The 12,825-nt window shown below is 67.6% G+C and carries 13 protein-coding genes and 2 pseudogenes; 6 read left to right on the plus strand and 9 right to left on the minus strand.

All coding sequences use genetic code 11. From position 1 onward, the window contains the following. Nucleotides 1-35 precede the first annotated feature (35 nt). The gene (locus tag K5Q19_RS08760; protein ID WP_365758960.1) at nt 36-554 is read right to left on the minus strand and encodes a TolC family protein; all 519 of its coding nucleotides are present in this window, start codon (nt 552-554) and stop codon (nt 36-38) included. Between K5Q19_RS08760 and K5Q19_RS21940 the strand changes: the two are divergent. Together K5Q19_RS21940 and K5Q19_RS08765 are read left to right on the plus strand one after the other, a co-directional pair. Further along, nucleotides 495-701: pseudogene (locus K5Q19_RS21940) on the plus strand (ATP-binding protein); the annotation flags it as partial. The gene K5Q19_RS08760 and the pseudogene K5Q19_RS21940 overlap by 60 nt on opposite strands. A gap of 162 nt (nt 702-863) precedes the next feature. Continuing rightward, entirely contained in the window at nt 864-1,505 is a 642-nt protein-coding gene (locus K5Q19_RS08765) for a TetR/AcrR family transcriptional regulator (protein ID WP_292943607.1), read from the plus strand. Nucleotides 1,506-1,542: 37 nt separating this feature from the next. Here the strand turns inward: K5Q19_RS08765 and K5Q19_RS08770 are convergent, their stop codons facing one another. The 3 genes from K5Q19_RS08770 to K5Q19_RS08780 form a co-directional block, all read right to left on the minus strand. After that, complete coding sequence (locus tag K5Q19_RS08770) at nt 1,543-3,138, minus strand: amidohydrolase family protein (protein ID WP_292943610.1); 1,596 nt, start codon at nt 3,136-3,138, stop codon at nt 1,543-1,545. A 244-nt stretch (nt 3,139-3,382) separates the two neighbouring features. After that, nucleotides 3,383-3,805 carry a fumarylacetoacetate hydrolase family protein gene (locus K5Q19_RS08775; protein WP_292943613.1) on the minus strand — a complete coding sequence of 141 codons (423 nt, stop codon included), beginning with the start codon at nt 3,803-3,805 and terminating at the stop codon, nt 3,383-3,385. After that, the gene (locus K5Q19_RS08780) at nt 3,789-3,941 is read right to left on the minus strand and encodes a hypothetical protein (protein WP_292943616.1); all 153 of its coding nucleotides are present in this window, start codon (nt 3,939-3,941) and stop codon (nt 3,789-3,791) included. Before K5Q19_RS08780 ends, K5Q19_RS08775 begins: the two co-directional genes overlap by 17 nt. Nucleotides 3,942-3,986: 45 nt before the next feature. Here K5Q19_RS08780 and K5Q19_RS08785 point away from each other — a divergent pair, with 45 nt between their 5' ends. The 4 genes from K5Q19_RS08785 to K5Q19_RS08800 all read left to right on the plus strand — a co-directional run bounded on the left by K5Q19_RS08785 (nt 3,987) and on the right by K5Q19_RS08800 (nt 7,808). Then, nucleotides 3,987-4,283, plus strand: coding sequence for a hypothetical protein (locus tag K5Q19_RS08785; protein ID WP_292943619.1), 297 nt, complete (start codon nt 3,987-3,989; stop codon nt 4,281-4,283). A 74-nt stretch (nt 4,284-4,357) separates the two neighbouring features. Continuing rightward, nucleotides 4,358-5,137 (plus strand): aldolase/citrate lyase family protein, encoded by a 780-nt coding sequence (locus K5Q19_RS08790; RefSeq protein ID WP_292943622.1) that lies wholly within the window; start codon nt 4,358-4,360, stop codon nt 5,135-5,137. After that, on the plus strand, nt 5,130-5,921 hold the full coding sequence (locus K5Q19_RS08795) for a fumarylacetoacetate hydrolase family protein (RefSeq protein WP_292943624.1): 792 nt from the start codon (nt 5,130-5,132) through the stop codon (nt 5,919-5,921). Before K5Q19_RS08790 ends, K5Q19_RS08795 begins: the two co-directional genes overlap by 8 nt. Nucleotides 5,922-6,080: 159 nt before the next feature. Then, nucleotides 6,081-7,808 (plus strand): c-type cytochrome, encoded by a 1,728-nt coding sequence (locus K5Q19_RS08800; protein ID WP_292943627.1) that lies wholly within the window; start codon nt 6,081-6,083, stop codon nt 7,806-7,808. A 4-nt stretch (nt 7,809-7,812) separates the two neighbouring features. On the opposite strand, the gene K5Q19_RS08805 is transcribed toward K5Q19_RS08800, so the two are convergent. From K5Q19_RS08805 to K5Q19_RS08825, 5 genes and pseudogenes are all read right to left on the minus strand, one after another. Beyond that, complete coding sequence (locus K5Q19_RS08805) at nt 7,813-8,235, minus strand: heme-binding protein (RefSeq protein WP_292943630.1); 423 nt, start codon at nt 8,233-8,235, stop codon at nt 7,813-7,815. A 5-nt stretch (nt 8,236-8,240) separates the two neighbouring features. Then, entirely contained in the window at nt 8,241-9,542 is a 1,302-nt protein-coding gene (glcF, locus tag K5Q19_RS08810) for a glycolate oxidase subunit GlcF (protein ID WP_292943633.1), read from the minus strand. After that, nucleotides 9,520-10,647, minus strand: a complete 1,128-nt coding sequence (locus K5Q19_RS08815) for an FAD-binding protein (protein WP_292943636.1) — start codon at nt 10,645-10,647, stop codon at nt 9,520-9,522. The genes glcF and K5Q19_RS08815 overlap by 23 nt, the downstream gene beginning before the upstream one ends. Then, complete coding sequence (locus K5Q19_RS08820; RefSeq protein ID WP_292943639.1) at nt 10,647-12,140, minus strand: FAD-linked oxidase C-terminal domain-containing protein; 1,494 nt, start codon at nt 12,138-12,140, stop codon at nt 10,647-10,649. The genes K5Q19_RS08815 and K5Q19_RS08820 overlap by 1 nt, the downstream gene beginning before the upstream one ends. A 16-nt stretch (nt 12,141-12,156) precedes the next feature. After that, nucleotides 12,157-12,825 (minus strand): annotated as a pseudogene (locus tag K5Q19_RS08825) (malate synthase G); the annotation flags it as partial.

The raw sequence follows: 12,825 nt of genomic DNA on the forward strand, positions 1-12,825 counted from the left end.
CACCATCAGAATGAGGGGTCCCTTTTAGACGCCGATCACCCCGCTAACGGGGTCCCTTTTGCACGCCGGTCCACAGCTCTGAGCCATGCAGCGTCATATTGCGCGAGCGCGCCCTGCTGATTGGCTTCGGCCATGGCAATGCGCGCCTTGATCCGGGCAGGATTGAGGAACGACCAGGTGATCAGAGGCGTGACGAAAGCATCCAGTGAACCGCCGATAAGGCCGCCCGATGCGCCGAGAGTAACGCGCGGATACATCTCGGCAGTGGCAACCTTGACCCGCGCGCCAGCGGCTGCGAGCCGTCGTTCGGCTTCCCGGATGTCCGGTCGCCGCGCGATCAGCGCAGCACCATCGCCGATGCACCAGGCCAGCCCAATGATGGCAGGCCCCTTGTCGACGCGTCGCGCCTCGCCCGGCAGATTGCCGCCGAGTTTCTGCCGCTGGCTGACAAACTGGGCCGCACAATCACCGTCGATGCCGAGATACCGGCTCCGGTGAATGTTCCGGATCTCGATGAAGCCTTGCGCAACCTTGTCAGCAATGCGCTGCACCATGGGCAGGGAACTGTTTCCCTGTCCGTGTTCGCGGCTGGCGAGGAAGTTGATATAACCGTGCAGGATGCGGGGGTCGGTGTCCCAGAAGCCGAGCGGAGCCGCATGCTCAGCCGCTTCGCCAAAGGCGAGCATTCGCCCGGTTCAGGTCTTGGGCTTGCGATTGCTGCCGCAGTGATGGAACGGGCTGGGGGGCGGCGTCGGCTGATCCTTACGATCGGGTCTGGTCGCAACCTGCAGTCCGCACCCGATTGCTCCTGTCCTGCCTCGCGCGGCTATGCTAACTGGCGTTCAGATAAATGCGAGCCTTCTGTGAACATCAGTTCAGATAACAAACTGCGCCCGCCCCCCCGTACCCCGGTGCGGCGCAATGGCGTTGCCACCAAGGCGCGGATCATCGAGGCCGCGATCGCGATGATCGCCGAAGACGGACAGGCGCTCGCCATGCGTCCGCTTGCCCAGCGCGCCGGGTGCTCGCCCGCAGCGATCTACCAGTTCTTCGCGGATCTGGACGATCTCGGGCAGGCGATCGTGGAGCAGGTTACAGCAGAGGCTGCGGCCGAGCTGGAGCCGCGCCTGTCCGCCGAACTTGCGGGACGTGATCCGGTAGCCTTCTTTGCCGCGCTGATCGAGGGCGTGGTCGCCTTGCAGGCAGCGCGGCCCGAGACCCTGTGCATGGTGCGCTCCCAGCCCGATGGCCCGCGCGCAGCACTCGCTGAGGCGTTGCGCGCCACGATCCGCCGGATGGTGGGTGAGGCCTTTACGCAAGGCCGTCCCGATTGTCCCGCCGAGCGCCGCGAGGAGGTTCTGGGAATCGCCCAGTACGCGCTCATCGGGTCCATGGCAGGCGTCCCTTCGCGCGGCGCTGCCGAGCGCTCGCGCTATCTGGCCGACAGCGCGCAACTGGTCGGCGGGTTTGTCACAACGGCACTGACATCGGCGGAGACCGCCTAGTCGGATCGTCCTTCGGGATGGAATGGAACACGCCGGGTCAACTGGCGAAGTTGCGCGCGTTCTTCTCGAGCGAGAAGCGCGCCAGCCAGCGCACCAGATGAGCGGTAAAGCGGTTCTCGAACCGCCTCTGCTCGACCCGGATTGCACTGTCGAGATCGCTGGTGAGCAGGCAAGCCCCGGCACAGACTGTCGCCTTTATCCGATCAGGTGACCAGTCTGCGGCAAAGGGCGAGGACGCGGTCACGATGAGATCGGCGCGCTGGCCGACGCCAAGGCTAACCGCATCGGTGATGCCGAGCTTTGCGGCAGCCTCTGGCCCCGCCATGCGCCAGACCTGCTCGCGCGGGACGCCGGCCTGTTCGAATAGCCGCATCTCGTCATGAAGGGTGATGCCCGGAACGATGAAGGGCTGCTGGGTATCGGTGCCGAGCCGTACATCGACGCCCGCCTTGACCGCCTCTCCCACCAGCGCGAGCTTGCGTGCCTCGGCATCACGGGCGCGGGCAAAGTCCTCGGGCGCGATATCGCGGTAGACCGGCAAGCCGTGGCGCGGGTGCCAGATGATATCGGGGTAGAAACCGGGCAGGAGCCGCACATCGAGCGCGCCGCGTTCTTCCTCCCATGCGCCGAGGCGGAGCAGACCGCGGGCCGTGACCAGCGTCGGGGTCATGGCCAGCCCGCCCTTCAGGCAGGCCTCGATCACCGCAGCACGGCGCGCGGCATCGACGCTCTCCCAGTCGATCGCGCGGTTGAGCACATGGTCCCGCCGCAACATTGCGGGCAGTGGCACGCCGAAGCCGTGCTGCGCATCGGGCAGGCGCGCCTCCTCCAGCCCAAGGGCGGTGGGGACATGGCCCATCACCTGCAGGCCCGCCTCGTCCGCCGCGCGGCACAGCGCCGCGATCCGCGGTGCATCGAGATTCTCGTAGGCCTTGATCCACGAAGCACCCGCGAAGGCGAGCCGTGCGACGATGTCAGGCGCGTCCTCGGGCCGGGTGAGGCGCAGCGTATTGCCCCACCGCGCCGCGCCGTCTCCGACGAAGGCATAGGCGTAGCGGATGTCCGGCCCCGGCAGCGCGCCGGATTCGACCAGTGCCAGCGCCGCCGGGGTGGAGGAGCCGTCGGGATCCCCCGCATCACGCGCCCGCACCACGCCGAAGCGCAGGTTCAGCAGCATGAACAGCGGGGTCAGCCGCAGGATGTTGTCCGGCGGCATATGGATATGCATGTCGGTCAGGCCCGGGGCGACAAAATGCCCGCGCAGGGTTTCGATCACCCGCGCGCCCGGCGGCGCGGTCCCCGGCGTACAGATGGCTGCTATGCGCCCCGCCGCCACAACCAGATCAACCGGGCCGACCGGCACCTTGCCCGGTTCCAGCAGGGTGACGCCGGGTAGCACAAAGGGTCCGCGCTCGGTCGGGACTTTGGGCCGCGCAGGCTTGATCCCGGCACGCCACGCGCCATGGCCGACCCTGAGCAATACGGGTGCTACAGGCGCCCTGCCCGCGAGCGGCTCGGTCCCCGCAGCCCCACCCCCGCAGCACGAGGCATTGGTCATCTGGTGCGCGGCATGCACAAAGGCATGCCATTCGCTGGCAGGGGCGCCTTCCGGAACGTGGTGATGGCTGATCATTCACTTATCTGATCATACGTTCAGATAAGTGTCCAGAATTAAGTGAACCATCGTTTATGTTCCTGCCCGTCGCATTGAGCATGACAGGCATTATGGCTCCGGATCGCAATAGCGGCATGCAGCGGGTCGAGGCTTCAAGGCTGCGGCCGTGAACGACCGGCGCTGAGTGCAACCCGCCGCCTTCGACCTGAAGGCTCAGATACGGCTGAAACAATCACGGCCACGCGATCGGAGCGCAATAGACTCAGGTGAAAGGTTCAGGATCGCCCCGGACACCTTGCTTCCGGCGGAACAGCTGATTGCCCGGCCCGTTGAAACGGACTGGCTTGCCGACGATGACGCCAACCTCGCCCTCATAACTGAGGTACTGGCAATCCGCCGAACGCGAGAGTTTGCCCTGATGGCCGTTGAGCGCGGGGAGCGGCTTCTGGAAATAGGTCAGCGTGGTGAGCAGCGGGGCGCGAAATTCCACGCGGCGGGAATCGCAATTGAGGTGAATGCAGATGATCTTGGTCGGATCGCACGGCGGCAAATAGGACGCATCGGCCTCGGCAACGGTGCGCCCGTCGCCCAGTCGCAACCGGTCGCCATCGGGGCGCTCCCATTGCGGCGTGCCTTCGATCACGATCCGCCGCCATTCCTCGCGCGGGCTAGTCAGTACCGACATCCTCGATTCGGTCCGTCTCGAACATCAGGTGGATGCAGCGCTTCTCGCGCGGCCCGCCGAACGCCAGCGAGTGCTGCCGCTCGTTGCAGTGCAGGAACATCAGCTCGACCGGTTCCGGCAGCATCGGGATCGGCATCCTGTACTCGATCCCGCCGCGCATCCCGAGCAGGGTGTAGAACGCGTGGATCTCGATCTTACCCGGCTGCTCATGCGCGAGATCATCATCCCCGCCGACGTCGAGCGCCAATCGGCAATGGATGCCCAGACTGCGGTTATCTTCGACGGCTTTGCCCAGCTGGTCGACCAGGAGCGCCAGGCAGGACGGATCGCGCCGCGGTTCGAGCCGGTGCTCGTCGGACGCACCATTTTCGCGATCTACTATTTCGGCCTGCTGCGCTGGCTGTCGGGCCGGATCGACCACGAAGGGCTGCTTGCGCACCTCCGCCGGGAGTTGACGACGGTCTTTGATCTCGGCTGAAAGTTGGCTGTACTCATCTTTTGGATTACGCGTGCCAACCCAAGAGGCAAGAGAGCCTTCGCGGGAGAAGTGCGATGACGGAATGCATCAAGCAGCGCTGGCGCCGCGGTGAGGTCACGCTCGGCGCTTGGCTGATGGTCCCCAGCGCGCTGTCTGCAGAAATCCTCAGCAAGAGCGGCTTCGACTGGGTTCTGGTCGACATGCAACACGGCTGCATGGACTATGAAACGGCCGTCAACATGATCCGCGCCATCGATCTCTCGGGGGCCATGCCGGTCGTGCGCGTGCCCTGGAACGAGCCCGGCATCATCGGGCGCATGCTGGACGCCGGCGCCATGGCCATCGTAGCCCCGATGATCGAGGGCGTGGAGGACGCGCGGCGCCTGGTGCAGGCCTGCCGCTATCCGCCCGCCGGTCGCCGCAGCCTCGGCCCGACCCGGGTCGGCGCGCGCGATGGCATGGGCTATGTCGCGACCGCCAACGACCGGGTCTGCGTCATTCCGATGATCGAGACGGCCTCGGCGCTGGAAGCCGTCGAGGACATTGCCGCGGTCGAAGGCGTCGATGCGCTGCTCGTCGGCCCGTTCGACCTGTCTTTCGCGCTTGGCTTGCAGCCTAACGACAATGACGGCAAGCCGGTCTTCGATGCCGCCATCGCCCGGATCAACGCCGCTGCGCGTGCCAGGGGCATCGCCTCGGCCGTGTTTTCAACCGCCGCGCTTGCCCCGCTGCGGGCCAGCCAGGGCTTCCAGATGATTTCCGTCATCACCGACGCCTCGGCCATCGGCATGGCCGGGGCCCAGAGCCTTGCCGCCGCCCGCGCCGGCATCGAGGGAGCTTCCGACCATGCTTGACGCCGCCACCCGCGCGCAGGTGCTCGCCGATCTCAACGAGGTCTACCAGACCCGCAAACCACTGCCCCTGCTGACGCAGACCTACCCCGACATCACCTTAGGCGACGCCTATGCGATCCAGGAGGCCTTCACCGCTGAGCGGCTGGCCGCCGGCCGCACGATCAGGGGATACAAGGTCGGCCTCACCTCCAAGGCCATGCAGGAGACCATGGGCTCCACCGAACCCGATTTCAGCGCGATGACCGACGATCTGTTCGCGCCGGAGGACACCCCGCTTGCCATCGCGCACTTCTTCCGCCCGATGATCGAGATCGAGGTGGCCTTCGTCATGAAGCATGCGCTCAAAGGCCCGGGCGTGCTGCCCGTCGATGTCATCCGCGCCACCGATTTCGTGCTGCCCTCAATCGAGATCGTCGATTTCCGCGTCGGTCCGGGGCCGGGCATGACCATAACCGACACCGTCGCCGATCTTGCCGCCTGCGGCGCGGCCGTGCTCGGCGCCAACCCGCGCCGGCTGGACCAGCTCGATCTGCGTACCATGCACGGCGAGATGGTGATCAACGGCGAGGTGGTGCAGGCCGGCTTCGCCAATGCCGTGCTGGGCAACCCGGTAACCGCGGTGGCATGGCTGGCCAACAAGCTGGGCGAGTTCGGGGTGACTTTCGAACCCGGCCACACGATCCTGACGGGCTCGTTCGTGCGCGCGATGCCGGTCAAGGCGGGCGACGAGGTGATTGCCCGCTTCGATCAGGGGCTCGGAAGCGTGAAGACGGCCTTTATCTGAAGGACCGGCGGATAGGTCCCGCATCAACGGGCCTTCCCGCGCCGGATGCGCCTTGCTTCATGGAGATAGCGCGATTGGCGCGATTGGCGCGGCTGCCTTGACCGCCATTTCCCTCCGATCAGGATTGACCTCACAGTCGCCTCCCACCAGAGTCGGCCGATGAAGAAATTTCTCCTCGCCGCTGCCTGCACCGCCGCGCTCGGCTTCGCCCTGTTCGCTCCGCGCGCCCCGCTGGCCGCCGCCGCCGAACCCGCGAGTGCAGACTGCGCGCCGGACAACGGGGGCCTCAGCCTGCCGCCGGGCTTCTGCGCCACGGTCTTTGCAGATAACCTCGGCCACGCGCGCCACCTCACCGTCAGCGCGGATGGCACGGTCTACGTCAACACGTGGAATTACCCCGATTACTTCCCCGGCGCCCCAGTGCCTGCCGGCGGCTACATCGTCGCACTCAAAGACCGCGATGGCGACGGCATGGCGGACATGACCGAGCGCTTCGGCTCGAACCCGCGCAAGGGCGGGCAGGGCGGCACCGGCATCGCCTTGTGGAACGGCGCGCTTTATGCCGAGGAAGGCGACAGCATCCTTCGCTTTCCGCTCACGCCCGGCACGGCCGTGCCCGGCGGCGCGGGTGAGGTCGTGGTTTCCGGCCTCGTCATGAAGGGCGATCACCCGATGCACCCCTTCGCCATCGCGAAAGATGGCCTCCTCCTCGTCAACTCGGGCTCGGCCTCCAACACCTGCGAAAGCCCCAACCGCCAGCCCGGCGCCAAGGGCGCAGACCCCTGCATCGAACAGCAGACGCGCGGCGGCATCTGGGCCTACCGCGCCGACAAGACCGGACAGGTCTTCTCCCCCGCCGACCGCTGGGCCACCGGCATCCGCAACACCGGCGGCATCGCCTTCGACAGCGCGGGCCGCGTCTTCGCCACCCAGCATGGCCGCGATCAGCTCTCGCAGAACTGGCCCGCGCTCTACAACGGCGAGCAGGGTGTCGAACTGCCCAGCGAAATCCTGTTCTCCCCCTTCAAGGGTGCCGATTTCGGCTGGCCGACCTGCTACTACGATGGCCAGCGCCACGTGCTCGCCCCCGAATACGGCGGCGATGGCGGCAAGACGCAGGGGCGATGTGCGGGCAAGACGCCCATCGTCGCGGCCTACCCGGCGCACTGGGCGCCCAACGATGTCGCGATCTACACCGCGCGCCGCTTCCCCGCCGCCTATGCCGAAGGCGCGTTCATTGCCTTCCACGGTTCATGGAACCGCGCGCCCGCACCGCAGGACGGCTATCTCGTGGCGTTCCAGCCGCTCAAGGACGGCAAGGCCGCGGGGACATGGATCCGCTTTGCCGATGGCTTTGCTGGCGACTACCGCGAACCCGGCCGCGCCGCGCACCGCCCGGCGGGCCTCGCGGTCGGGCCTGACGGCGCGCTCTATATCGCCGATGACGTGCGCGGCACGATCTGGCGCGTGACCTACCACGGCGCGCCGGACGCGGCCCTCACGGCAGCCCCGCGCGCCGCGGTCAAGAGCGCGCTGACCACCGGCGATCCGTTCAGCGGCAAGCCGCCGGTCCCGCCACCGAGCGCGACCGAAGCGGACGTCGCGCTCGGCCAGCGGATCTATTTCGGCGAAGCCAAGGGCGGCACCTGCGTGGGCTGCCACGGCTCTGACGGGCGCGGCAGTTCGGCCGGCGGGCCGCTGATCGGACCTGCCTACCAGTGGAGCGACGGCTCGCTCGATGGCCTCGCCGCCACCATCCGCGCGGGCGTGGCCAAGCCGAAGAAAGCGAGCGGCGGCATGCCCGCAATGGGCGGCGCGCCGCTCGATGAAGCGGACGTCCGCGCCGTCGCTGCCTACGTCTGGACCTTGGGCCACCGCCCCGGCTGAAGGCTCAGGCGGCGAGCCCCGCCGCCGCAATCCCGGCCAGAGCGGCGAGTTCATCGTTGTCGCTGGTATCGCCCGTCACGCCGACCGCACCGATCACCGCGCCATCGGCGTCCTTCACCAGCACGCCGCCTGCCGCCGGCACGATCCCCGCTGGATTGAGCCCCGCCGCCGCGTTGATGAACGTCGGCCGCTCGATCGCCATCTCGCCGATCGTGCGTGAGGAAACGCCCAGCGCCAGCGCGCCGGACGCCTTCGCCGTCGCGATCTGCGGGCGCAGATTGGACGAGCCGTCCTCGCGCGCAAACGCAATCATGTGCCCACCGGCATCGAGCACTGCGACGCTGATCGGTTTGAGGCCCAGCGCGCGCGCTTCCTTGAGCGCGCCCGTGATCACGGCCTGGGCCTGTTCGAGCGAAATGCGGGTCATGTCGGTTACTCCTGGGGAAGATGCTTGAGAGCTTCGGGCTTCGGGCCACCGCAGGCCCAATCGAGCAGTTCGATAGTGTGGACGACAGGCAGACCAGAATGCCGCGCGATCTGGACCGCGCAGCCGATGTTGCCGGTGGCGATCACATCGGCCTCCAAAGCGCTGAGCCGCTCGGCCTTGCGCGCGCCGAGCTGCCCGGCGAGTTCGCTTTGCAGAATATTGTAGGTACCCGCCGATCCGCAGCACAGATGCGCTTCTGCCGGGAGCCGCACCGCATAGCCCGCCTCCGCCAGCTGCCGCTTCGGCGCCTCGGTCACTTTCTGCCCATGCTGCAGGGAGCAGGGCGGATGATAAGCCACCGTGAGCCCGCGCGCCCTCACCGGCGGCAGCCCCACCTTGGCCAGATACTCGCTCACATCCATCGCCAGCGCACTCACCCGCGCCGCCTTTGCGGCATAGGCGGGATCCGCGCGCAGCATGTGGCCATAGTCCTTGATCGTGGTGCCGCAGCCCGAGGTCGTGACGATCACTGCATCGAGGCGCTTCCCCTCGATCTCGGCCGTCCACGCATCGACATTGCGCCGCGCTGCATCGAGCGCATCATGCTCGCGCCCCATATGGTGCACCAGCGCGCCGCAGCACCCCTCGCCCTGGGCAAACACCACCTCGCACCCCGCTCGCTCCAGCAGCCGCACGGTGGCAGCGCGCACTTGCGGACTCAAGACCGGCTCCGCACAGCCTTGCAGCAGCGCCACGCGGCCCTTGGGTCTGGCGACGCGCTGCGGCTGCACCAGCACCGGCGCGGGCACCCGCTTCGGCGCCAGCTCCACCATCGCCGCCATGGGCCGCAGCGCCTTGATCCGCTTCATCACCGGCAGGAACGGCCTCCCCAGCGGCGCGAGGTCGAGCGCCAGCCGCATCCGCCCGGGATAGGGCAGCACCCATGCCAGCAGCCGCCGCACCACCCGCTCATGCCAGGGCCGCCTGTAGTTCTCGTGGATATAGGCCCGGGCGTGATCGACGAGGTGCATGTAGTTCACGCCCGAAGGACATGTCGTCATGCACGCAAGGCAAGAGAGGCAGCGGTCGACATGCTTGACCGTCTCCGGCCCCGGCTTGCGGCCATTCTCCAGCATGTCCTTGATCAGATAGATCCGCCCGCGCGGGGAATCGTTTTCGTCGCCGAGCAGCACATAAGTCGGGCAGGTCGCGGTGCAGAAGCCGCAGTGCACGCACTTGCGGATCACGCCCTCGGACGTCGCCATCGCCGGATCGGCGAGCGCCTCAGGCGGAAACCGCGTCTGCATCCGCATCCTCCGCAAATCGTCCGGTTGCAAACACGCCCTTGGGATCGAACGCCCGCCGCACCCGCGCCTCCAGCGCCAGCACACCCCTCGCACGCGGATGAAACGCCGGAACCTGCGCCCGCATCGCTGCCGGTGCTGCAATCAGCCGCGCCTCGCCGCCCAGCCCTGCGGCAAGCGCACGCACGGTGTCATCTTCGGCATCGGTGCAGATCCAGACTCGCCCGCCGCCCCAATCCATCGCCCAGTCCGCCCCCGCAGGCAGCGCGGCGATCAGCGCCGGAGCCGCGCGCGGCGGCAAATGCACATCCCAGCGCACCGCACCCTTCAGCCCCGCCCCGGTCATCGCCCGCTGCCATAGCGGCGCGGCATCCTCCACCCGCTCCAGCGCGCAATGACCCGCAAGCAATCCCGGCAGTGCCGCGCAGCGCGCCGCAACCGAAGGCGCAAAGCCCGCCACGCGCAGCAGCACCGTGCCATCCGCAAGCGCCGCCGCTGCGGAAACCTCGGCATTGCTCCCCAGCGCGCAGGCCATCGCTGCATGCGCCGCCGCCGGATCGAGGCCCCGCGCAGCCAAAGTCACCACTTCGCGCGGGGCGGGCAGCACTTTCAAGGTCAGCTCGGTCATCGCGCCAAGCCGACCCCACGATCCCGCCATCAGCTTGGGCAGGTCATAGCCGGTCACGTTCTTGACCACCTTGGCCCCGGCCACGAACACCTCGCCGCGCCCCGAAACCGCCGTCAGCCCCAGCAGATGATCCCGCGCACTCCCCGCCGTCACCCGGCGCGAACCCGCAACGCCCGCTGCCACCGTCCCGCCAATCGTCGCGCCCGCATCGCCCCACGGCTCGAACGCCAGCATCTGCCCCTCGCCCGCGACCAGCGACTGCACTTCGGCCAGCGGCGTCCCCGCCCGCACTGTCAGCACCAGCTCCGCCGGATCATAATCCACAACACCCGTCAGGCCCGCCAGCGAAACCACCTCCGCCTCACGCGGCGCGCCGAAATCCGCCTTGGTCCCGTGCCCACGCAATTCCAGCTTGCGCCCGCTCGCCGCCGCATCGGCGATAATCCCGGCGAGGTCCGCCGTATCCCTCGGCTCCAGCATCAGAACCTCGGCAGCTCGGGATGCGGCAAGGCGCCATGATGCACATGCATCCGCCCAAGTTCCGCGCAGCGATGCAGCACCGGAAAGACCTTGCCCGGATTGAGCAGCAATTCCGGATCGAATGCGCACTTCACCCGCTGCTGCTGCCTCAAGTCGGCTTCGGAGAACATCTCCGGCATCAGATCGCGCTTCTCGATCCCCACTCCGTGCTCGCCCGTCAGCACCCCGCCGACCGCAACACACAGCCGCAGGATATCCGCGCCAAAGGCCTCGGCCTTGTCGAGCTCGCCCGGCACGTTTGCGTCGTAGAGGATCAGCGGATGCAGGTTGCCATCGCCCGCGTGGAAGACATTAGCCACGCGCAGGCCGTACTCCTCCGAAAGCTCCTCCATTCGTCGGAGCACATCAGGCAGCCGCCGCCGTGGAATGGTTCCATCCATGCAGAGATAGTCCGGCGATATCCGCCCCACCGCCGGAAACGCCGCCTTGCGCCCGGCCCAGAACGCCATGCGCTCGGCCTCGTTCTCCGAAACCCGCAACGTCACCGCGCCATTCGCGCTGGCGATCCGCGCGATCTCGCCGATCAGGAAATCGCACTCCGCCGCCGGTCCATCGACCTCGACGATCAGCAGCGCCCCCACATCGAGCGGATAGCCCACCTGCACGAAGGCTTCCGCCGCGTGGATAGCGGGCCGGTCCATCATCTCCATCCCCGCCGGGATGATCCCTTCGGCAATCACTTGCGCCACGCAGGCACCCGCCTGCTCCGCATCGGGAAAGCCCACCAGCACCGCCCGCGCCGTCTCGGGCTTCGGCAGAATGCGCACCGTCACTTCGGTGACGACACCCAGCAGCCCTTCCGAACCAACCACCACGCCGAGCAGATCCAGCCCACAAGGATCAAGATGCCGCCCGCCCAGCCGCACGACTTCGCCGTCCATCATCACGATCTCGACGCCGAGCACGTTGTTCGTCGTCAGCCCGTATTTCAGGCAATGCACTCCGCCCGAATTCTCCGCGACATTGCCGCCGATGGTGCAGGCGATCTGGCTCGAAGGATCGGGCGCATAGTAGAACCCGCGGCCCTCCACCGCCTGCGTGATCGCCAGGTTGGTGACGCCCGGCTGAACCACCGCCACGCGGTCCTCATAGTCGATCTCGAGCACGCGCTTGAACTTGCCCAGCCCCAGCAGCACCGCATCCGCCAGCGGCAGCGCCCCGCCCGAAAGCGAAGTCCCCGCCCCGCGCGGCACCACCTTCACCCCTTCGGCATGGCACCACTTGAGCACCGCCGAAACCTGCGCCGTCGTTTCAGGCAGCACTACCAGCAGCGGCGGCTGGCGATAGGCGGTCAGCCCATCCGATTCCCACGGGCGCAAAGCCTCTGGCGCATCGATCACGCCCTCCCCCGGCACGATCGCCCGCAGCGCCCGCGCGATCCGCTCGCGCTTGGCGAGCACATCCGCGTCAGGCACCGGCATGGCAATCGTCATCGGGAAAGTCTCCGGCTCAGGCTAATGCCTTCACCTTCTGGCGGAACGCATGGAGCAAGGGTTCGGTATAGCCGCTCGGCTGCGATACGCCATCGAACACCAGCGCCCGCGCCGCCTGAAACGCAAGGCTGCCGTCCGGATCGCCCGCCATCGGCTTGTAGAGCGGATCGCCCGCATTCTGAGCATCGACTTTCGCCGCCATGCGCAGCAGCGCCGCATCGACCTGCTCCGGTGTGACGACGCCATTCAGCAGCCAATTGGCGATATGCTGGCTCGAAATGCGCAAGGTCGCGCGGTCCTCCATCAGGCCGACGTCGTTGATATCAGGCACCTTGGAGCAGCCGATCCCCTGATCGACCCAGCGCACCACGTAGCCCAGAATGCCCTGCGCATTGTTGTCGATCTCGGCCTGGATGTCCGCTTCCGACCAGTTCTGACCCGCTGCGACCGGAATGGTCAGCAGCGCGTCGAGGCTGGCGATCCCCTCCGCGCGGCGCTCCGCCTGCCGGGCAAACACATCGACCTTGTGGTAGTGCGTCGCGTGCAGCACCGCCGCCGTCGGCGAAGGCACCCACGCGGTGTTCGCGCCGGTCTTCGGGTGCCCCACCTTCTGCACCAGCATGTCGGCCATGCGGTCGGGCATCGCCCACATGCCCTTGCCGATCTGCGCCTTGCCCGAAAGCCC

The organism is Novosphingobium sp., from assembly GCF_019748365.1.
Lineage (GTDB): Bacteria > Pseudomonadota > Alphaproteobacteria > Sphingomonadales > Sphingomonadaceae > Novosphingobium.

Excerpts from the sequence above, each read along its gene's own strand:
- K5Q19_RS08805 (WP_292943630.1), bottom strand. The coding sequence starts at position 8,235 with ATGACCCGCATTTCGCTCGAACAGGCCCAGGCCGTGATCACGGGCGCG.
- K5Q19_RS08815 (WP_292943636.1), bottom strand. The coding sequence starts at position 10,647 with ATGCTGGAGCCGAGGGATACGGCGGACCTCGCCGGGATTATCGCCGAT.
- K5Q19_RS08775 (WP_292943613.1), bottom strand. The coding sequence starts at position 3,805 with ATGTCGGTACTGACTAGCCCGCGCGAGGAATGGCGGCGGATCGTGATC.
- K5Q19_RS08800 (WP_292943627.1), top strand. The coding sequence starts at position 6,081 with ATGAAGAAATTTCTCCTCGCCGCTGCCTGCACCGCCGCGCTCGGCTTC.
- K5Q19_RS08820 (WP_292943639.1), bottom strand. The coding sequence starts at position 12,140 with ATGACGATTGCCATGCCGGTGCCTGACGCGGATGTGCTCGCCAAGCGC.
- glcF (WP_292943633.1), bottom strand. The coding sequence starts at position 9,542 with ATGCAGACGCGGTTTCCGCCTGAGGCGCTCGCCGATCCGGCGATGGCG.
- K5Q19_RS08780 (WP_292943616.1), bottom strand. The coding sequence starts at position 3,941 with ATGCCGATCCCGATGCTGCCGGAACCGGTCGAGCTGATGTTCCTGCAC.
- K5Q19_RS08770 (WP_292943610.1), bottom strand. The coding sequence starts at position 3,138 with ATGATCAGCCATCACCACGTTCCGGAAGGCGCCCCTGCCAGCGAATGG.
- K5Q19_RS08760 (WP_365758960.1), bottom strand. The coding sequence starts at position 554 with ATGGTGCAGCGCATTGCTGACAAGGTTGCGCAAGGCTTCATCGAGATC.
- K5Q19_RS08790 (WP_292943622.1), top strand. The coding sequence starts at position 4,358 with ATGACGGAATGCATCAAGCAGCGCTGGCGCCGCGGTGAGGTCACGCTC.
- K5Q19_RS08795 (WP_292943624.1), top strand. The coding sequence starts at position 5,130 with ATGCTTGACGCCGCCACCCGCGCGCAGGTGCTCGCCGATCTCAACGAG.